16 protein-coding genes are annotated in these 20,433 nt (G+C 61.8%); 5 read left to right on the top strand and 11 right to left on the bottom strand.

Going from position 1 to position 20,433, the window contains the following annotated elements:
- The 3 genes from addB (at window position 1) to trxA (ending at window position 7,146) form a co-directional block, all read left to right on the top strand.
- Window positions 1-3,192, top strand: coding sequence for a double-strand break repair protein AddB (gene addB / locus C7U61_RS19175; RefSeq protein ID WP_106999650.1), 3,192 nt, complete (start codon window positions 1-3; stop codon window positions 3,190-3,192).
- The gene (gene addA / locus C7U61_RS19170) at window positions 3,185-6,751 is read left to right on the top strand and encodes a double-strand break repair helicase AddA (RefSeq protein ID WP_106999649.1); all 3,567 of its coding nucleotides are present in this window, start codon (window positions 3,185-3,187) and stop codon (window positions 6,749-6,751) included. The genes addB and addA overlap by 8 nt, the downstream gene beginning before the upstream one ends.
- A 74-nt stretch (window positions 6,752-6,825) precedes the next feature.
- A complete protein-coding gene (gene trxA, locus C7U61_RS19165; protein WP_069613933.1) occupies window positions 6,826-7,146 on the top strand; it encodes a thioredoxin in 321 nt (106 codons plus the stop codon).
- Window positions 7,147-7,409: 263 nt separating this feature from the next.
- On the opposite strand, the gene C7U61_RS19160 is transcribed toward trxA, so the two are convergent.
- The 11 genes from C7U61_RS19160 to C7U61_RS19110 all read right to left on the bottom strand — a co-directional run bounded on the left by C7U61_RS19160 (window position 7,410) and on the right by C7U61_RS19110 (window position 19,248).
- Window positions 7,410-8,762, bottom strand: coding sequence for a folylpolyglutamate synthase/dihydrofolate synthase family protein (locus C7U61_RS19160; protein WP_245410840.1), 1,353 nt, complete (start codon window positions 8,760-8,762; stop codon window positions 7,410-7,412).
- Window positions 8,763-8,794: 32 nt separating this feature from the next.
- Window positions 8,795-9,706, bottom strand: coding sequence for an acetyl-CoA carboxylase, carboxyltransferase subunit beta (accD, locus tag C7U61_RS19155; RefSeq protein WP_106999648.1), 912 nt, complete (start codon window positions 9,704-9,706; stop codon window positions 8,795-8,797).
- A gap of 109 nt (window positions 9,707-9,815) precedes the next feature.
- Window positions 9,816-10,655, bottom strand: coding sequence for a tryptophan synthase subunit alpha (gene trpA, locus C7U61_RS19150; RefSeq protein WP_106999647.1), 840 nt, complete (start codon window positions 10,653-10,655; stop codon window positions 9,816-9,818).
- Between the two features lie 10 nt (window positions 10,656-10,665).
- Window positions 10,666-11,880, bottom strand: a complete 1,215-nt coding sequence (trpB, locus tag C7U61_RS19145; RefSeq protein WP_106999646.1) for a tryptophan synthase subunit beta — start codon at window positions 11,878-11,880, stop codon at window positions 10,666-10,668.
- The gene (locus C7U61_RS19140) at window positions 11,877-12,551 is read right to left on the bottom strand and encodes a phosphoribosylanthranilate isomerase (protein ID WP_106999645.1); all 675 of its coding nucleotides are present in this window, start codon (window positions 12,549-12,551) and stop codon (window positions 11,877-11,879) included. Before C7U61_RS19140 ends, trpB begins: the two co-directional genes overlap by 4 nt.
- Before the next feature lie 90 nt (window positions 12,552-12,641).
- Window positions 12,642-13,403, bottom strand: coding sequence for a SprT family zinc-dependent metalloprotease (locus C7U61_RS19135; RefSeq protein WP_106999644.1), 762 nt, complete (start codon window positions 13,401-13,403; stop codon window positions 12,642-12,644).
- A gap of 90 nt (window positions 13,404-13,493) precedes the next feature.
- Window positions 13,494-13,934 (bottom strand): DUF2852 domain-containing protein, encoded by a 441-nt coding sequence (locus C7U61_RS19130; protein ID WP_106999643.1) that lies wholly within the window; start codon window positions 13,932-13,934, stop codon window positions 13,494-13,496.
- Window positions 13,935-14,239: 305 nt separating this feature from the next.
- Entirely contained in the window at window positions 14,240-15,517 is a 1,278-nt protein-coding gene (phaZ, locus tag C7U61_RS19125; protein WP_106999642.1) for a polyhydroxyalkanoate depolymerase, read from the bottom strand.
- A 293-nt stretch (window positions 15,518-15,810) separates the two neighbouring features.
- The gene (locus tag C7U61_RS19120) at window positions 15,811-16,653 is read right to left on the bottom strand and encodes a fumarylacetoacetate hydrolase family protein (protein ID WP_106999641.1); all 843 of its coding nucleotides are present in this window, start codon (window positions 16,651-16,653) and stop codon (window positions 15,811-15,813) included.
- Between the two features lie 147 nt (window positions 16,654-16,800).
- On the bottom strand, window positions 16,801-18,219 hold the full coding sequence (locus tag C7U61_RS19115) for a pyridoxal-dependent decarboxylase (RefSeq protein ID WP_106999640.1): 1,419 nt from the start codon (window positions 18,217-18,219) through the stop codon (window positions 16,801-16,803).
- A 75-nt stretch (window positions 18,220-18,294) separates the two neighbouring features.
- Window positions 18,295-19,248, bottom strand: a complete 954-nt coding sequence (locus C7U61_RS19110) for a glutathione S-transferase family protein (RefSeq protein WP_106999639.1) — start codon at window positions 19,246-19,248, stop codon at window positions 18,295-18,297.
- Window positions 19,249-19,412: 164 nt separating this feature from the next.
- Here C7U61_RS19110 and C7U61_RS19105 point away from each other — a divergent pair, with 164 nt between their 5' ends.
- Together C7U61_RS19105 and C7U61_RS19100 are read left to right on the top strand one after the other, a co-directional pair.
- On the top strand, window positions 19,413-19,703 hold the full coding sequence (locus tag C7U61_RS19105; protein ID WP_106999688.1) for a DUF2218 domain-containing protein: 291 nt from the start codon (window positions 19,413-19,415) through the stop codon (window positions 19,701-19,703).
- 79 nt (window positions 19,704-19,782) lie between these two features.
- Window positions 19,783-20,382 (top strand): nitroreductase family protein, encoded by a 600-nt coding sequence (locus tag C7U61_RS19100; RefSeq protein WP_106999638.1) that lies wholly within the window; start codon window positions 19,783-19,785, stop codon window positions 20,380-20,382.
- Window positions 20,383-20,433 lie beyond the last annotated feature (51 nt).

Raw genomic sequence — 20,433 nt, 5'->3', positions numbered from 1 at the left:
ATGGCAGGCGGACACCGGCAGCGCATTCTGACAATTCCGGCGGGCCTGCCCTTCCTGAAGACCCTTGCGACAGCGCTCTGCGACGGTCGGCTCACCGAGCATTTCCGCCATGATCCGGCCGACCCGCTGTCGCTTGCCAAGGTCAGCATCTTTCTGCCGACGCGGCGCGCGGCGCGCGTGCTGCGTTCGGAATTCGTCGATCTGCTCGGCGGCCGCTCCGCTATCCTGCCGGTCATTCGCCCGCTCGGCGAAACCGACGACGACAGCGGTTATTTCGAAGAAACCCTGCCGGGAACGGCCGATCTGGCGCAGCCGCTCGCCAACACGGCACGGCTCCTGGAACTGGCGCGGCTGATCCTTGCCTGGCGCAACAAGCTACCGCAGATCGTGCGCGACATTCACTCCGATTCGCCGCTGGTGGCGCCGGCAAGCCCGGCTGACGCCATATGGCTCGCGCGCAATCTCGCCGAACTCATCGATTCGCTGGAGACGGAGGACCGCGAATGGAGCGAGCTTGCCAATCTCAGCGCGGAGGATCATGCGCTCTGGTGGCAGCTGACGGCGGAATTCCTGGCGATTGCCAGCGCCTTCTGGCCGGCGCGCCTTGCGGAACTCGGCAAATCATCACCCGCCCGCAACCGCAATGCCATCCTGCGCGCAGAAGCGCAGCGCATGGCCACGATGCGGCATCCCGGGCCTGTCATTATTGCCGGTTCGACCGGCTCGGTGCCGGCAACAGCGGAGCTGATTGCAGCGGTCGCCTCTTTGCCGCAAGGCGTAATCGTGCTGCCCGGCCTCGATCTTGCGATGCCGGAGGAGGATTGGCAGCTCGTGGCGCCGGAGACATCCATCGGTGAAAGAGCCGATCCGACCAGCCGCAGCCACCCGCAATATGGTCTTTCGCTGCTGCTGAAGCGGTTGCGGGTCACCCGGCGCGATGTCGAACCCATCGCGGATGCGGCTGAAACCATGCAGATGCGGGCGCAGATCCTGTCGCGCGCGCTGGCGCCGGCCAAGGCGACGAGCGGCTGGGGAAGCTGGCGCAAGACGCTTCCTCCCGATGCGATCGCGAATGCGTTTGCCGACGTCGCGCTCATCGAGGCTGCCAACGAGCGCGAGGAGGCGACCGCCATCGCCATCGCCCTGCGGCTGGCGCTGGAGAAACCAGGACGTAATGGCGGCGAAAGCCAGGCGGCCTTGATCACGCCCGACCGCAATCTGGCGCGGCGCGTGACCGCCGAGCTTGCCCGCTTCGGCATCACCGCCGACGATTCGGCCGGAACGCCGCTGAACGCCACGCCCCAGGGCACGCTGCTGCAATTGCTGCTTGAAGCAACCCTTCGCCCTGGAGATCCCGTTGCCGTCGTCGCGCTGCTGAAACATCCCCTTGCCTTGTTCGGCCTGCCGGCGGAGACACACCAGCCGGGCGTCGATGCGCTGGAGATCCTGGCACTCCGAGGCGGTGTCGACAACATCGAGATCGGCAGGCTGGAAGGCCTGCTCCACGACCGCGTGACGGAACAGGCCGATGACCGGCACGCGCCGCAATGGCGCAAAGCGTTGCCGCCCGAGGCCATCGAGCACGCGCGGACTCTGGCCCAGCGAGTGACTGCGGCATGCGAACCGCTGGTATCGGCGCTTTCCCTGCCCGCGTCAGAGGGTTTCCTCACACTTTCGGATTGGGCCGAGCGTACAGGCCGCGCCCTCGAAGCCGTGGCCGTCGACGAGCGCAGCAGTCTGGCGGGCCTCTGGTCCGGCGAGGCCGGGGATACGCTTGCCAGCCTCCTTCGGGATGTCATCGAAACCGAAGGTCAGCTTGAGGCCGACGGCGTGCAATGGATCGACATCATGGCGGCACTCTCAGTGGGCCAGGCGGTGAAGCCGCGGGCGCTCAGCCATCCCCGCCTCTTCATTTTCGGTACGCTCGAAGCACGCCTGCAGAGCGTCGATACGCTGATCCTCGGCGGGTTGAACGAAGGCTCCTGGCCCGGGCAAACCGCGAATAATCCCTTCATTTCCCGCAGCATGAAAACGGAGATCGGCCTGGAACCGCCGGAGCGCCGCATCGGCCAGCTCGCGCATGATTTCGAAATGGCGAACGGGGCGCGTGATCTCATCTATTCCCGCGCGCTGCGCCAGGGCTCGACGCCGACGGTCGCGTCACGCTGGCTGCAGCGGCTGATCGCGCTGGGCGGCAAGGAATTGGAAGAGGCCATGAAGGCGCGTGGCGATCAATATCGCCATTGGGCCGCGATGATCGACGAGGGCGAAAACCAGGCGCCGGCGCTGCGCCCGGCACCGAAGCCGCCCGTAGAACTGCAGCCGAAAAGCTATTCCTTCAGCGAGGTGGGGCGGCTGCGGCGCGATCCCTATGCGATCTATGCCCGGCGCGTGCTGCGGCTCGATCCGGTCGACCCGTTCAACCGCGATCCCGGCCCGGCCGAGCGCGGCACGCTCTATCACAAGATCATCGATCGCTTCGTCCGCGAAGGGCATATGGCCGGCACGCCCGAGGCGGCGCTGGCCATGGATCACATCATTGCTGAGCTTTTCGATGTCGAGCGGCTGCCCGTTCACATCGACAGTGTCTGGCGGCCACGCTTTCGCGAAGTGGCGCGCGCTTTCCTTGCCTGGGAAGCGCAAAGGCGGCCCGAAGTGCGTAAAACGGCAACGGAAGTGCCGGCCAGCGTCGAGATCGAACCGATCGGCATTCGGTTGACCGGCGTTGCCGACCGCATCGACATCAAGAACGACAAGGGCGCCGATCTCATTGATTACAAGACCGGCTACAACCCCTCGCCGCCGCAGGCGCGCGCACTGCTCGATCCGCAGCTGGCGCTGGAAGCCTACGCGCTGAAGGCCGGCGCCTTCCGCAATATCGGCGCGCTGATCCCCGAGAACCTGCTTTATGTCCGGCTGCGGCCCGGCGACCGCTTCAAGGTCGACCAGGTCAACAACGAACATTCCGGCCGCGCGGGCAAGACGGAAACGAAGTCGGCTATGGATCTCGCGCAGGAATCGATGGATCAGCTGGTGAAATTCGTCTCGCTGCTGCAGTCGGGCGAGAAAGGGTTTTCGTCGCGGCTCATCCCGGCGCAGCAGTTCGAGTATGGCGGCGATTACGATCATCTGGCCCGCGTCTCGGAATGGTCGACGGCGGAGATTGAGCAGGAAGGCGACGGCGATGAGTGATTTTTCCGCCGAGGGCTTCGCCAATCTGCCCGAAGGCGACGATCCGGGCATCTGGATCAGCTGGACGACGATTCAGCAATCGATCGCCTCCGACCCCGAACGCTCGGCCTGGGTTTCGGCCAATGCCGGCTCCGGTAAGACGCATGTGCTGACGCAGCGTGTCATCCGTCTGCTTCTGGCAGGCGCGCGACCCTCCTCCATCCTTTGCCTCACCTATACCAAGGCCGCAGCGTCTGAAATGTCGAACCGTGTGTTCGACCGGCTTGCCGCATGGGCGACGATGCCGGACGAGGAGCTGAAGACACGCATTGCGGATATCGAGGGCAAGGAGCCTGACGTCTTCAAGCTCGCCGAGGCGCGGCGGCTCTTTGCCAAGGCACTGGAAACGCCGGGCGGGCTGAAGATCCAGACCATCCACGCCTTTTGCGAGGCCTTGCTGCATCAATTTCCGCTCGAAGCAAACGTCGCCGGCCACTTCTCCGTTCTCGACGATCGAGCCGCCGAAGTCCTACTCGAGGATGCACGTCGCGCATTGCTGACGGCAACGACGCCACGTGGCGATGCCGAACTGGCGCGAGCTTTCGACTATGTGCTCGATCTCGGCGACGAATCCGGGCTCGAGACACTGCTCGGCGATATCGTCGCCAACCGCAACGCCATCCGCCGTTTCACAGAAGCAGCCGAGCGCAAAGGCGGCATCGAAACGGCACTGCTCGCCCGGCTCGGCCTTATGCCCGGTGAGACGGAAACGAGCATTGCCGAGCAATATTGGCCGCTGCCCGGCCTCTCAGGCGCAACGCTGGAGCTTTATCTCACGCTTGCGGACGAGAAGGGCGGCGCCAAGGCTCAGGAAGTCGCTTATGCGCTGCGCCTTGCCAAGCGCGAGGCAGATCCGCTTGCCCGCGTCGAAATCCTCGAAAAGGCCATGCTGACCGCCAGGGGCGAACCGAAATCGGACAGCCAGTTCTTAGTCAAGGCCATGCTCACCGATGCGCCGGCCCTCGCCGAAGCGGTCGCGGAGGCACGCGCCCACGTCGTTGCCAGCCGCGACCGGCTGAGGCTGATGCGGATGTATCGCGCCACCCATGCCGCTCTCGTTCTCGCCGATCGCCTGAACCGCGACTATGAGGAGCTGAAGAAGCGGCGCAGCCAGCTCGATTTCGAGGATCTCATTACCCGCACGGCCGATCTTCTGACCAAGAAGGATGTCGGACCGTGGATCCACTACAAGCTGGATCAGGGCATCGATCACATTCTCGTCGATGAGGCGCAGGATACGAGCCCGATTCAGTGGAGCGTCATTCAGTCGCTGGCGGAGGACTTCTTCTCCGGCGACAGCGCCCGGCCGACGCTACGCACGATCTTTGCCGTCGGTGACGAGAAGCAATCGATCTATTCGTTCCAGGGCGCCCGTCCCGAACGGTTTTCCGAGGAGAGCGACCGCACGCGGCGGCGCGTGGCGGCGAGCGGCCAGCAATTCTCGTCGATCCGCCTGCCCCTCTCCTTCCGCTCGACTGCCGATGTGCTCGGCGCCGTCGACCATGTCTTTACCAGTGCGGAGAATGCCCGAGGCCTCAGTGCCGTCAACGAGCCTGTCGTGCATCGCTCCAGCCGCATCGGCCATCCCGGCGCCGTCGATCTCTGGGACATGATCGCGCCGGAGCCGGCCGCCAAGGAAGAGGACTGGACGGCGCCCTTCGATTCGACGCCTGAAAGCGCGCCCGCCGCCATTCTGGCGCGACGGATGGCGCATACGATCGGCAATCTTATCGGCCGGGAAACGATCATCGAGAAGGGAAAGGCCCGCTTCATCGAGGCCGGCGACATTCTCGTACTGGTGCGCAAACGCGACAGCTTCGTCAACGCGCTGACCCGCGCCCTGAAGCGGCGCGGCAATATTCCCGTTGCCGGCGCCGATCGTCTGGTGCTGACGAGCCATATCGCCATTCAGGATCTTCTCGCACTCGGCCGCTTCCTGCTGCTGCCGGAAGACGATCTTTCGCTCTGCGCGCTCATGAAGAGCCCGCTGTTCGACCTCAGCGAAGAGGATGTCTTTGCGATTGCCGCCTACCGCGACGATGAGGAAAGCGTCTGGAGCCACCTGCAGAGATTTGCCGCAGACGGCCATGAACGCTTCAGTCAGACGGTCGGACGGCTGAGAACCTTCCTTGCCTTGTCGAAGAGCCTTCCTGTCCATGATTTTTATGCGCGCGTGCTCGGAAGCTTCGGCGGCAGGCGGCAATTCCTGGCGCGCCTCGGCACAGAAGTCAGCGATATCCTCGACGAATTCCTGACCTTCACGCTCGATCACGAGACGAGCGGCCTGCCCGGCCTGCAATCCTTCATCTCGACGCTGGAGCTGGAAGCGCCGACTGTCAAGCGCGAACAGGACAAGGGCCGCAACGAGGTGCGGATCATGACCGTGCACGCCTCGAAGGGACTGGAAGCGCCGATCGTCTTTCTCGTCGATGGCGGCGGCAAGGCCTTCACCCATACGCACCTGCCAAAGCTGCGGCTGATCGAAACCGGCAGAGACGAAATTCCGCTGCCGGTCTGGGTGCCGGTCTCGGCGCTTGCCAATTCGCTGACGCAGGCCGATACAGCACGGCTGCAGGCGCTGGCGGAGGAGGAGTATCGCCGGCTGCTGTATGTGGGCATGACGCGCGCCGCCGACCGGCTGATCATCTGTGGCTATCGTGGCGTCCGCGAAAATGCCGATACCTGGCACGCGATGATTTCCGCGGCGCTGCGCGGGCATGAACTATATTGCACGCAGAAGACCTTCACCGGCCCGGATGGCGACTGGCAAGGCTTGAGCTGGCGGATTGCCCAGGTCCAGCTCGAATTCGAGACTGCGAGAGAGCATGAGAAACGCTCGGAACGGGCTGGCCTGCCTGCCGGCCTCAAACGCCCGCTGCCGCCGCAAAGAAGCCTGCCACGGCCGCTGAGCCCCTCCGGCGTCGGCACCGTCATCGACGAGGAAGCCGACGATCTGCTTGTCACCTCGGCGCTTTTCGGCGAGAAGGCCAAATCCGACCGCGCCCTGCAGAAGGGCCGCTTCATTCACCGCATGCTGCAGACCTTGCCTGACATCGCGGCCGAAGAGCGGGCCGATGCCGCCCGGCGCTATGCCGATCGGGCCGCGCGCTTCTGGCCGCAGGCCGAGCAAGAGGCACTGGTGAAGTCGGTCATGGCGCTGCTCTCGCATCCGGATCTGCAAGGCACGTTCAGCACCCATGCGCAGGCGGAAGTCTCGATCATGGGCACACTGAAGCTCGGCAGCCAGTCCTATGCCGTCTCCGGCCGCATCGACCGGCTGGCTGACCTGGACGATCGCGTCGTCATTCTCGACTACAAGACGAATCGCGTGCCGCCCGGCCAGGAAAGCAACATCCCCTTCGCTCACAAAGCGCAGCTTGCCATCTATCGCGAGATCCTCTCGCCGCTCTATCCGGGAAAGCGCATCGACTGCATGCTCGTCTATACCGAAAATGCTTCGATCTACACGCTGTCTGAGAGGGCGCTTGCATTGGCGCTTGCGAAGCTCGAGACAAAGTGAAATACCAGATATTGAAATCTGGGCACCGCACCATCACATATCTAGCAACCCGCAATCCTGGTAAGGAGCAGCCTATGGCTACCGTTAAAGTCGATACCTCCAACTTCGCCACCGAAGTGCTGCAGTCTGCAGAGCCTGTGGTCGTTGATTTCTGGGCCGAATGGTGCGGTCCGTGCAAGATGATCGCCCCGGCTCTGGAAGAGCTTGCCGTGCAGTTCGAAGGCAAGGTCAAGGTTGCCAAGCTCAACATCGACGAAAATCCGGAACTGGCCGCCCAGTTCGGCGTTCGCTCGATCCCGACGCTCGCCATGTTCAAGGCCGGCGAAGTCGCTGATATCAAGGTCGGCGCCGCTCCCAAGACGGCCCTGCAGAGCTGGATCTCCAGCGCAGCTTGATCGGTATCGATCGTCTGGAACAAGACCCCGCTTCGGCGGGGTTTTTTGTTGATACGAAGAGAGCGCGCCATTCCTCGCGCTTCGAGGCTTCGCAGCTCAGCAACCATGTTGTGTTTGCGCTTGCCCATGGGCCGCCCCGATCCTCCGACAGGCTCAGGATGAGCGGAGCGAGTTGCGAGCCAGGTAAGGGAGTCAATCACAGTGAGGAGGCCATCATGGCCGTCTCGAACGACTGGGGCGGTTGGTTAGCCAGCCGACCAGCATCACCGCGGCGGCGTGCCGTTATCCGCAAGGACATCGCCGACCAGATAGAGGGAGCCGCCGATCAGGATGCGCGGGGCGGGAACATTCGGCGCGGCCAGAGCCTTGATTGCATCCAGCGCCTCAACGACGCTGGACATGGGCTCGGCGACAAGACCGGCATCATAAGCGGCATTGGCGAGAATGACGGGATCGACCATGGCTTCGCTGCCCCGGATCGGCACGCAATAGACTTTCTCCGCAAGACCGGCAAAAGCCTTGAAATAGCCGATCGGATCCTTGGTGTTGATCATGCCCGTGATCAGGAACAGGGGCCGTGGCTGACGCTCCTCGAAATTCGCCATGGCCTCGGCGATGACCTCGCCCGCACCGGGGTTGTGACCGCCATCGACCCAGATCTCCGAGCGCTCGGGGGCGTGCGGCACCAAATTCCCTTCGATCAGCCGCTGCAGGCGCCCCGGCCACTCGACCGAGGTCATCGCCTTCTCCATCATCGTTTCGGTGACGACGAAACCGGCGGCCTTGACCGCCCGGATTGCGGCGGCGGCATTGCCATATTGGTGGCGGCCCGGCAGGCGCGGCAGCGGCAGGTCGGCGAGACCGAACTCGTCCTGATAGACCAGCTTGCCGTATTCCTCATGGGCGGAAAAATCCTGGCCAAAGACGGCCGTCGGGCAGCGAAGCCGCTCGGCCGTCGATATCAGCACGTCGAGAGCGGCGTCATAATCCTGATGACCGATGACAACAGGCCGACCGGCTTTCATGATGCCGGCCTTTTCGGCGGCGATCAGCTCGACGCGGTCGCCGAGATAGGGTTGGTGATCGAGCGAAATCGGCATGACAACCGAGACGGCCGGGTCGGAAATGACATTGGTGGCATCGAAGCGGCCGCCGAGACCCACCTCGATGACGGCGGCGTCGGCAGGATGCTCGGCAAAGAGGAGGAAGGTAGCGGCCGTCAGAATTTCGAAGACGGTAATCTTTTGTCCGTCATTGGCCTTGGCGATGCGCCTCAGTGCATCGGCAAATACGGCATCGTCGACGAACCTGCCGCGGCCGCCCTCAACGCCGATGCGATAGCGCTCATGCCAATTGACGAGATGCGGCGAGCTGTGGACATGCACGCTATAGCCGCCAGCTTCCAGGAGGGCACGGCAGAAGGCCGTCACCGACCCCTTGCCGTTGGTGCCGGCGACATGGATCACCGGCGGCAATTTCTGGTGGGGGTTGCCGAGAGCGTCGAGCAGCCTGGTTATTCTCTCCAGAGAAAGATCGAAGCCCTTGGGGTGCAACTCCATGAGCTTCTCGATCTCGCGTGCTGCCTCGCTCATTGCGGACTGATTCATAGACGTCATCCCGCACCTCCGCCTGCCGGCAATCGATGATGTCAGGCGCTCGCTGCTATCGCCAGTGCGGCGCCGTTCTTGCTCTTCACCGACACGTCGTTTGCCGGCGCCTTGGTCAGGATCTTCAGAAGCGTCGCCAGGGTGTCCGGAATGTCGTGACGCTTGACGACCATGTCCACCATACCGTGTTCCAGCAGATATTCCGCCGTCTGGAAGCCATCGGGAAGCTTTTCGCGCAGGGTCTGTTCGATCACGCGCTTGCCGGCGAAGCCGATTTCGGCGCCGGGTTCGGCAAGATGAATGTCGCCCAGCATGGCGTAGGAGGCCGTGACGCCGCCGGTCGTCGGATTGGTCAGAACCACCACATAGGGCTGGCCTGCTTCCTTCAGCATGTCCACGGCAACCGTCGTGCGCGGCAGCTGCATCAGCGACAGGATACCTTCCTGCATGCGGGCACCGCCGGAAGCCGGGAACATGACCAGCGGGCACTTTTCAGCAATGGCGCGCTCGAAAGCCTTTACGATGGCTTCGCCGGCAGCCATGCCGAGCGAACCGCCGATGAAGTTGAATTCATGCACGACGGCCACGAGCTTCAGACCGCGAACCTTGCCGATGCCGGCAAGGATCGTATCCTCCTGCTCGGTCTTCAGACGGCTATCCTTCAGGCGATCGATGTATTTCTTCGAATCGCGGAATTTCAACGGATCCTGCGCGACCTTCGGCTGCGGCAGGGCTTCGTATTCGCCATTGTCGAAAAGATCGGCGAGGCGGGCCTTTGCCGGCATCTTCATATGGAAGCCCGATGCGGGGATGACCCATTTGTTGTCTTCCAGATCCTTATGGAAGACCATTTCGCCCGTTTCCGGGCATTTGATCCAGAGATTCTCCGGAACCTCGCGACGGCCCAGCATGGAATTGATCCGCGGGCGGACGTAGTTCGTGATCCAGTTCAATTCGAAACTCCTAATCGACCGAATGTATCGATAACCCAGTCGTCACCAAATGCCCATAGGGCTTTTTCCTCAATCCGCAGGGGATTGAGGAGAGGCCTATATGGGAAAACTATTCGGCGGCAACAAGGCGGGCGGAACGGGTGCCTGTCGACAGGCCGCGCACCAGGGTCGCCACGGCCTGGATGGTATCTGATGTCGCCCTGCCATCCTTGGTGAGGCTGGTGGCGATCTGGTTGACGATCGCGGTGCCGACAACGACGCCGTCGGCGGCAGCGCCGATCAGCTTGGCGTGCTCTGCAGTCTTGACGCCGAAGCCGACGCAGACCGGAAGCTCCGTGTGCTGCTTGATGCGCTTGACGGCGCCCGAAACCAGCGACGGGTCCGGAAGGGCCGAACCGGTGATGCCGTTCATGGAGACGTAGTAGACGAAACCCGTGGTGTTCTTCAGAACCGTCGGCAGGCGCTTGTCGTCGGTGGTCGGCGTTGCCAGGCGAATGAAGTTGATGCCCTTGCGGATCGCCGGAATGCAAAGCTCGTCATCCATTTCCGGCGGCAGATCGACGACGATCAGGCCGTCGATGCCGGCGGCCAGCGCATCGTCCAGGAAGTTTTCGACGCCGTAGATGTAGATCGGATTGTAATAGCCCATCATCACGATCGGCGTATCGGCATCGACCTTGCGGAAATCGGCGGCGAGCTGCAGCGTCTTCTTCAGCGTCTGGCCGGCCTTCAGGGCGCGTTGGCCGGCAAGCTGGATCGCCGGGCCGTCGGCCATGGGATCGGAAAAGGGCATGCCGAGCTCGATGACATCCGCGCCGGCTTCCGGCAGCGCCTTCATGATGCCGAGCGAGGTTTCGTAGTCGGGGTCGCCGCCCATGAAATAGGTGACGAGTGCCGGGCGGCCTTCAGCCTTCAAAGCGGCGAAGCGTTTGTCCATACGTGCGGTCATGGCGTCTAACTCACATTCCCAGAATCTTGCCGACGGTGAAGATGTCCTTGTCGCCGCGGCCGGAGAGGTTCATCAGGATGATCTCGTCCTTGCCCATCTTCGGGGCGCGCTTGATCACTTCGGCAAGCGCATGGCTCGGCTCGAGCGCCGGAATGATGCCTTCGAGACGCGTCAGCATCTGGAAGGCTTCCAGCGCCTCATGGTCCATGATCGGCACATATTCGGCGCGGCCGATATCGTTCAGCCAGGAATGCTCCGGGCCGATGCCGGGATAATCAAGACCGGCCGAGATGGAATGGCCTTCCTTGATCTGGCCATCGCCGTCCTGAAGCAGATAGGTGCGGTTGCCATGCAGCACGCCGGGCGAACCGGCGGTGATCGAGGCGCAATGCTCGTCACCCTGCAAGCCCTTGCCGCCGGCTTCGACGCCGACGATCTTGACGCCCTCGTCATCGAGGAAGGGATGGAAGATGCCGATGGCATTCGAGCCACCGCCGACCGCCGCAACCACGAGATCGGGCAGGCGGCCTTCGGCCTCCAGGATCTGCGCCCGGGCTTCGGTGCCGATTACGGCCTGGAAATCGCGGACCATTTCCGGATAGGGATGCGGACCGGCAGCCGTGCCGATAAGGTAGTAGGTGTCTTCGACATTGGTGACCCAGTCGCGCAGCGCTTCGTTCATGGCATCCTTCAGCGTGCCGCTGCCGGCCGTTACCGGAATGACTTCGGCGCCCAAGAGCTTCATGCGGAAGACATTCGGCGCCTGGCGCTCGACATCGGTTGCGCCCATGTAGACGACGCAAGGCAGGCCGAAGCGGGCGGCAACGGTCGCCGATGCCACGCCATGCTGGCCGGCGCCGGTTTCGGCGATGATGCGGGTCTTGCCCATGCGCTTGGCGAGCAGGATCTGACCGATGCAGTTGTTGATCTTGTGCGAGCCCGTGTGGTTCAGCTCTTCGCGCTTGAAATAGATCTTCGCGCCGCCAAGTTCAGCCGTCAGGCGCTCGGCAAAATAAAGGGGGCTCGGGCGGCCGATATAATGGGTGCCGAGAGCCTTCAGCTCCGCCTGGAAGGCCGGATCATCCTTCGCCTTGTTCCATTCCTCCTGCAGATCCAGGATCAGCGGCATCAGCGTTTCGGCTACGAAACGGCCGCCATAAATGCCGAAACGGCCGTCCTCATCGGGGCCGGAGCGGAAGGAATTGGGTTTGGGCGTCTGGTTCACTTTCTACTCCCTGCTGCCGGTTCCGGCAGGCATGCTTCTGCAAAAGCGTCGAAAAACTGGTCGATCTTGCCGAGATCCTTCACGCCCGGCGCGCTTTCCAGCGCGGAGGAAAGATCGATGCCGCTGGCCCTGGTGGAAGCCAGCGCCTCGGCGACATTGTCCTTGTTGACGCCGCCGGACAGCATGTAATCCACCCGATCGTCGAGCCAGCTCATCAGGCTCCAATCGAAGGATACGCCGTTTCCGCCCGGCAGCACAGAGCCGGCCGGCGGCTTGGCATCGAAGAGGAAACGGTCGGCAATGCCGATATAGGATTCCACCCGCTTCAGGTCATCGGCCTCGCGCACCGACATGGCCTTCATGACCGGCACGTTATGGACTGCCTTGATGGTCAGCACACGCTCCGGGCTCTCATTGCCATGGAGCTGCAGCATGTCGGGCTTCACCAGCGCCATAATCTCGTCGAGATCGTCATTCGTCGGATCGACCGTGACGGCAACGACCTTCGCCTTGCCGCGTGCGCGCTCCGCCAACTGGCCGGCGAGATCCGGCTCGATATAGCGCGGGCTTTTCTCAAAGAAGATGAAGCCGATATGGGTGGCGCCGCGCTCAAGCGCGCGATCCACCGCTTCCGGCGTCTTCAGGCCACAAATTTTGACATCGGGGTTCATGGCAGCGGAGTGACATGAAAATTGGAAAGAGTCGAGCCTAAAGGCGAGGTTGGCGGGATTTTTGAGTGCAGCGCACCGTGTTTGAACGCATCAATCAAAATCGATCGCGTGCAGCTGGCTGCCGTGGCGCTTCAGCCAAGCCTTGGCCTCGTCCATGTCGGGGCAGAGCTTGCGGCAGAGCGCCCAGAAGCGTGGGCCATGGTTCATTTCCCGCAAATGCGCGACCTCATGGGCGGCGAGGTAATCGATGACGAGCGGCGGCGCCATGACGATGCGCCAGGAGAAACTCAGGTTCCCCTGCGAAGAGCAGGAACCCCAGCGGCTGCGGGTATCCTTCATGGTGATCGAGGTGACGGTGGCGCGGATGGCCTTGGCATGCACCGCCACATATCGTTCGAGATCGGCGCGCGCCTCCTTCTTGAGGAAAGTGGCGATGCGGCGGCCGGCATGTTCCGGCAGGCCGCTGACGCGCAGAACAGGCATGCCTTCGACGGTGACGGCTTCGGTGAGACCGCGCAGGGTGCCGGTATGTTCGATGCGATGGCGTACCCCGCGCAAGAGGATTTCGCTGCCGCTGCGCAGGCTGCCGTCGACGGAGAATTTCGCGAGCTTGGTCAAAAGCCAGCCCTGATGCCGGTCGAGGAAGGCGTTGACCTCGCGTGCCGCCAACCCACGTGGAATGGTCATCTTCAGCGACCTGCCGCCGGGCTCGATCCTAAGCGTGATGCGGGTCGCGCGCTCATGCTGGCGGATCGTCAGCGGCATCAGCCGGCCGGCGAGATCGAGCGTACGCGTTTCCGGCGCGGCCAGCTTGGCCGGCAGTTTGCGGGATCTGGAGAGCAGCGGAAACATGAGGGCAGTTTTATATGATTCGCGGGGATTTCTGGCAAAGAAAAACCGGCATCGATGGATGCCGGTTTTGACCTCGTGACGGAACTTCCGTCACGGTGTCTGGAATTCGGTCGGCGAGCCGCCATTACCATCGCGCTTGACGTTGTTGCGCTCGCGCATGAAACGGTCGAACTCTTCCTGATCCTTGGCGCGGCGCAGTTCGCGGGCGTAGGCGTCGAACTCGGCGCGCATTTCATCCAGCTTGCGCCGTTCCTCTTCCAGGCGCTCAAGCTCGGCCTTGCGCCAGTCGTCGAAGGCGACGTTGCCGGTGGAGGAATAGGAGTGGCGATGACGATTGCGATAACGTCCGCAGCCAGCAAACATGCCGTCGGTCCTTTCATTCACATCCCGTTTGAATTCCCGCAAACGTTCTCCGAAGAGAATATAAGCGAGCATGGCAAAGCCCAGCGGCCAAAAGACCACGAAGCCAAGCACCATCAGGGCAATAGTAGCCGGAGTCCAATCCGGGCGAAGCAATGCAGATTGGTTCATTGTCAGGTATCCTCGCACGGCGCATTGCCCCCCGCTCGACAGTGATCGATGGAAAGGTTTCTGCGCGGTTTTTAAAGCTCTACCTGCATCTCAGCGCGTTCCAAGGACGCGCGGCGCGGTAAACGGCCCGATCTTCTGCGGTACCGCTGGAATCGAGATGGTAACCGCTTCGTGAGGCTTCAATGGTGCCTCCCGGCTGAATCCGACAACTATCTGAATTTTCCGAAATAATTCAACAAAAGCTAATAGTTTGCGCGCCAGGCTTTCCATTGATCTCCACCCAGCTCTATCTGATTTTACTTACTTCAGGCGGATTTTCCGCCCTTGATGACCCGCTTGACCACCGGCCGGCCGGTGCGGGCGTGCTCGCGGGTGAAGGCCAGGATGCGTGGCGCGATCTCGCGGCGGAAGCGCGAGCCATTGAAGACGCCGTAGTGGCCGACATCCGGCTGCAGATAATGCATGCGCATATGGTCGGGGATGTTGGTGCAGATGGTTTGCGCCGCATGCGTCTGGCCGACGCCGGAAATATCGTCGTTTTCGCCTTCAACGGTCAAAAGCGCGATATTGCGGATGGCAGAGGGATCGACGCGCTCGCCGCGATGCATGAGTTCGCCCTTGGGCAGTGCATGCTTGATGAAGACCTGGTCGACCGTCTGCAGATAGAATTCCGCCGTCAGGTCCATGACCGCCAGATATTCGTCATAGAAATCGCGATGCTTCTCGGCCGGCTCGCCGTCGTTCTTGACGAGGTGCACGAAGAAATCCTTATGGGCGATCATATGCCGGTCGAGGTTCATGGACATGAAGCCGGACAGCTGCAGGAAGCCCGGATAGACCGGACGCATGAAACCCGGCTGCGGCCAGGGCACGTTCATGACGACATTGTCGGCGAACCATTCCAGCGGCTTTTCCTTGGCGAGCTGGTTGACGGCGGTCGGATTGATGCGGGTATCGATCGGGCCGCCCATCAGCGTCATGGATGAGGGCGCCAGGCGATCGCCAGCCGCTTCCATGACGGCGGCGGCGGCCAGAACCGGTACGGACGGCTGGCAGACTGCCACGACATGCGTGTCCGGCCCGAGATGATGCAGCATTTCGATGACGTAATCGATATAGTCCTCAAGATCGAAGGTGCCTTCGGTCATCGGCACCATGCGGGCATCGATCCAGTCGGTGATGTAGACGTCGGCGCCCGGCAGCAGGGCTTCGACCGTGCCGCGCAGCAGCGTGGCATAGTGGCCAGACATCGGCGCGACGATCAGGATACGGGGATCGGCGCTGTGGCCGGCGGGCAGGCTGCGCTCGAAATGGATGAGATCGCAGAAAGGCTTTTTCCAGACGATCTTTTCATGCACGGAAACCGTCTTGCCCTCGATCTGCGTCTGGTGAAGGCCGAATTCCGGCTTGCCATAGCGCCGGGTGGTGCGCTCGAAAACCTCGAGGCTTGCCGTCAAGGTGCGGCCGAATACGGTATGAGAGAGGGGATTAAGAGGATTGGCATAGGCTAGGCGCATCATGTCTGCCGCGGCGCGAAAAGGGGCGAGAGCGGCATGATTGAGTTCGTAAAACTGATAAAACATGGGGCTTTACCTTTCGTGATGCGGTAAGCGAACGCGCAAATCACCTAAATCATTGAAGCGCACGCGTCTTGCGTGTCGCTGCCTTCACGGCGGCGCTCCTCCAGTCGCGCTGTGCAGCAGGATAGTGAGGGCTCCTCGAGCACGATCCTCATCCTTCCTTAATCCAACCTAGCAGTTTCTGCTGCAGAGCAACATAACTACAATTGGTTCTTATCGATAAAAAACGCCGGAGAATCGCTTCCCCGGCATCAACAATGATCTCAGAAAGTTAAAGTTCCTGAGATTCGCACGCCTTACGCGTCGGCCAGGAAGGTCTGGCGCTGCGTGCCCAGGCCTTCTATGCCCAGCTCGACGACGTCGCCCGGCTTCAGGTACTGCGGCGGCTTCAGGCCCATGCCGACGCCCGGAGGCGTGCCGGTGGAGATGACATCGCCCGGGTGCAGCGACATGAACTGGCTGAGATAGGAGACGAGATAGGCAACGCCATAGACCATGGTCCTGGTCGAGCCGTTCTGCATCATCTTGCCGTTGACCTTGAGCCACATGCCGAGATTCTGCGGATCGGCGATCTCCTCCTTGGTGACGAGCCAGGGGCCGATCGGGCCGAAGGTGTCGCAGGACTTGCCCTTGGTCCATTGTCCCGAGCGCTCGGTCTGGAAGGCGCGCTCGGAAACGTCGTGGGAGACGCAGTAACCGGCGACATAGTCGAGAGCGTCGGCTTCGCTGACATATTTCGCCGTCTTGCCGATGACGACGCCGAGCTCGACTTCCCAATCGGTCTTTTCAGAGCCACGCGGGATCAGCACATTGTCGTTCGGGCCGACGATGGCCGAGCTTGCCTTCATGAAGATGATCGGCTCCGGGGGCACGGTGGCGCCGGTTTCGGCAGCGTGATCGGAGAAGTTCAAGCCGATGCAGATGAACTTGCCGGTGCCGGCAACGCAGGCGCCGAGGCGGCCTTCCGCCAGCTCGGGCAGGCTCTTGGGATCGAGAGCCGCGATCTTTGCCAGACCCGCGGGTGAAATGGTCTCGCCGCCGATATCAGCGACACGGGCCGAGAGATCGCGGATCTTGCCGTCGCTATCGAGAAGCGCCGGCTTTTCCTTGCCGGCTTCGCCAACACGCAACAGTTTCATGGATTTTCCTTCCCTGCATTTTCAAAGAGGAGATTGCCTTTGCGACAAAATTGCTGGGTCCACATATGAACGAGTTATTCACCAGTGTCACTATTCGATTTTGCTGAGCCTTTAGGGCTCGGCCCTCCGTGCCGTAAAAACAGCTTTCTAACCCTGTGACAACGATCGTGCGATTTCCATGATGACATCGAAAGCGGTGTGGATATCATCGGCCGTCGCCTCGAACTGGCCGGCCTGAAAGCGGATGACCAACCGACCGCCGACGCGAGTCTGCGTTAAATAGATGCGGCCATCGTTGTTAATGGCATTGAGCAGCCGCTGGGTATGGCTTTCCTGATCGACGCCCTCAGGCGCCTTGTGGTCGAAGGAAAACAGCGACAGGAATGGCTCGGTGACGATTTCGAAATCCGGCTCTGCGGCGAGGCGCTTCGCCAGATTCTGCGACCAGGAAACATGATTGCGGATCATCGTGCGCAACCCTTCCAGGCCGTGATAGCGCAAGAGGAACCAGAGCTTCAGCGCGCGGAAGCGGCGTCCGAGCGGCACCGACCATTCCGAATAATTGATGATGCCGTCATGGCCATGGGTGCGCAGATATTCCGGCTGGATCGCCAGCGTGCGCACCAGCGTCTCCGGCTCGCGAACGAACTGGACGGAGCAATCGAACTGCGCGCCGAGCCATTTATGCGGATTGAAGACGATGGAATCGGCTCGCTCGACACCTTGCCAAAGCACGCGGAATTCCGGGCAGATCATCGCCGAGCCCGCCCAGGCGGCATCGACATGCACGTAGAGCCCATGTTCATGGGCCATTTCGACAATGGCCGCGATATCGTCGCAGGCGCCGACGCTGGTACCGCCGACGCAGGCAATGACACCGGCGGGCAAAAGCCCGGCCGCGCGGTCGCGCTCTATGGCCGCGGCAAGCGCCTTCGAGTCCATGGCCTTGTTGGGACCGCCAGAGGGAATGCGCACCAGATTTTTCTCGCCGACGCCCGCTATCCAGATGGCGCGGTCGATCGAGGTGTGGACCTGATCGGTCGAATAGATGCGCACTGCCTTATTGGCAGCAAGCCCGCTTTTGTTGCCCTGCCAGTCCAGAGCTCTTTCGCGCATCACCAGCACTGCCGCAAGGGTCGCGGTGGAGGCGGAATCCTGAATGACGCCGGTGAAGGTCTCCGGAAGGCCGAGGGCCTGGCGCAGCCAGTCGACCACCTTCGTCTCCAACTCGGTCGCGGAAGGCGATGTCTGCCAAAGCATACATTGGGCGGCGATGGCGCTGACCAGATATTCGGCAACCACCGAGACGGGGGCAGCATTGGCGGGAAAGTAGGCGAAGAAGCGCGGATGCTGCCAATGCGTCATACCTGGTACCAGGATATCCTCAAAATCAGTGAAGATATCCTCCATGGCTTCTCCCGATTCCGGCGGGGAATCGGCAATATGCGCGGCGATCTCGCCCGGAGCCACCTTTGCCCGTACCGGCCTATCGCGAAGCGACGCGCGATAATCCGCGCCCCAATGCGCCGCCTTCTCCGACCACTGCCGGAACTCCTCCCAATTCATGGCGTCCTCCCTCATCCATCGCCCGCTCTATCAAGCGAGGCGGACCTTAGACCGGTTTTTGAAGGCGGTCGAGTATCAGAACAGCTCGTCAAGCGCCGGTCCGAGAGGCACGATACCTGTGGGATTGATCGTTTTAATCGAGTAGTAGCCGCGCTTGATGTGATCGAAATTCACGGTCTCAGCGACGCCAGGCCAATCGAGCGTGCGGCGGCAGAAGGATTGGAGGTTGGCATAGTCGGACACCCGGCGGAGATTGCATTTGAAGAGGCCGTGATAGGCGACATCGAAACGGACGAGGGTGACGAACAGCCTGATGTCGCTCTCCGTGGGAGAGGCGGCAAAGAGAAAGTCCCTGCCCTCCAGCTCGGTTTCAATGCGATCGAGGCAATCGAAGACCTCGTTGAAGGCCTCCTCGTAGGCGATCTGGGTCGTGGCAAAGCCGGCACGATAGACGCCATTGTTGAGCGCCGGATAGATCCGGGCATTGAAGGCTTCGATCTCTTGCCGCTTGCCGGCCGGATAGAGATCGACGTCGTTGCTGGCAAAACCGCCAAAGCCGTCATTCAGCATCCGCAGGATATCCGAGGACTCGTTGTTGACGATGGTACCCTTCCGCTTGTCCCAAAGGACCGGGACCGTGGCGCGACCGGTAAAGGCGGGATCGGCCTGCGTATAGATCTCATGCATATAGGTGGCGCCGTTTATCGGATCGTTCGTCGCACCGGGATAGTCGCCAAACCGCCAGCCCTGCCTGGACAATACAGGTTCGACGATGGAAACGGAAATCGCGTCTTCCAGGCCCTTCAGCTTGCGGCCGATCAGGGTGCGCGACGCCCAGGGGCAGATCAGTGCGACATAAAGATGATAGCGCCCGGCCTCAGCCGCAAAACCGCCCTCGCCCGTCGGCCCCGGCCGGCCATCCGGCGTTACCCAGTTGCGGAAGCTTGAAACCTGGCGAACGAAGCCGCCCTTCTCATCCTTGGCCTGAACCGGCTGCCAATCTTCTGCCCATTTCCCGTTTACCAGCAAGGTCCTGTCTCCATTCGTAGGCATTCCTAGAGGCGTGAAGCATAGCGGAACAGAATTTCACCGGAATAACGCAAACTTGAAACAGACTGTCTACCTGGCGAATGCGGATGGCTCTATGTATGGAAATGATGCGTTTTGCGATCAAGATTGTCGGAGATAATTCCATGGCGACATCCGTTTCCAATGTCAAAACCGAGCATGCCAGCCGCTATCTCCAGCAGCTCTGCAAGCACTGGAGCCATCGCTTCAGCGTGGAATTCGACGCCACCGCCGGCAAGGTGCCGTTCAGCGCGGAAAACTTCCTCGATCTTGCAGCTGAGCCGGGCACCCTCGTCATGGCGCTGACGGTCGAGAAGCCCGAAGATCTCGAACGCATGCAGAACGTCGTCGCCGATCACCTCAAGCGCTTCGCCTTCCGCGAAGAGCTCGATGTGACCTGGACTGCCCGAGTTTAAGTTCGCATCCTCTATTTACAAAAAGCCAATGGCCGGTCTCGCCCGCCTGCGGCCGATCCCCTCCAAGGAAAGAAGCCCCATGACATCAAGCAACAGCCGCGAATCCCAATATCCGGTCGACAAGCTCTTTCTCGACCGCTGGTCGCCGCGCGCCTATTCCAACGAGACCATCCCGGAAGCCGACCTGCTGACCATTCTGGAAGCGGCGCATTGGGCTCCTTCCGCCTCGAACCTGCAGCCCTGGCGCTTCCTCTATGCTCTGCGTGGTTCGGAACATTGGGACCGCTTTTTGAGCGTCCTGATCGACTTCAATCAGGGCTGGGTGAAATCCGCCGGTGCGCTGCTTTTCGTCATTTCCCGCACTCACAGCGGTGAACTCGGCTCGGCCGAACAGAAACCCAGCTATAGCCATTCCTTCGACGCGGGTACTGCCTGGGGCTTTCTGGCCATTCAGGCCCATTTAGCCGGCTACGAAGCTCACGGCATGACGGGCTTCCACGTCGAAAAGGCGTATGAGGTTCTCGGCATTCCCGATGGCTTCCGCGTCGAAGCGGCTGTTGCGATCGGCAAGATCGGCGACAAGAACCAGCTTCCCGAAAAGCTGCGCGAGCGCGAAGTGCCGAGCCAGCGCAAGCCGCTTTCGGACCTGGCCTTCAACGGCACCTTCATCGCAAAGTAGTCGATAAAAAGAAAAGGGTCCGCCGAAACCTCCGGCGGGCCCTTTTTGCAT

The sequence above is a fragment of the Rhizobium sp. JAB6 genome (assembly GCF_003024605.1).
Lineage (GTDB): Bacteria > Pseudomonadota > Alphaproteobacteria > Rhizobiales > Rhizobiaceae > Rhizobium.
The sequence above is the reverse complement of the archived record's forward strand: the minus strand, read 5'-3'. Positions and strand labels throughout refer to the sequence as shown.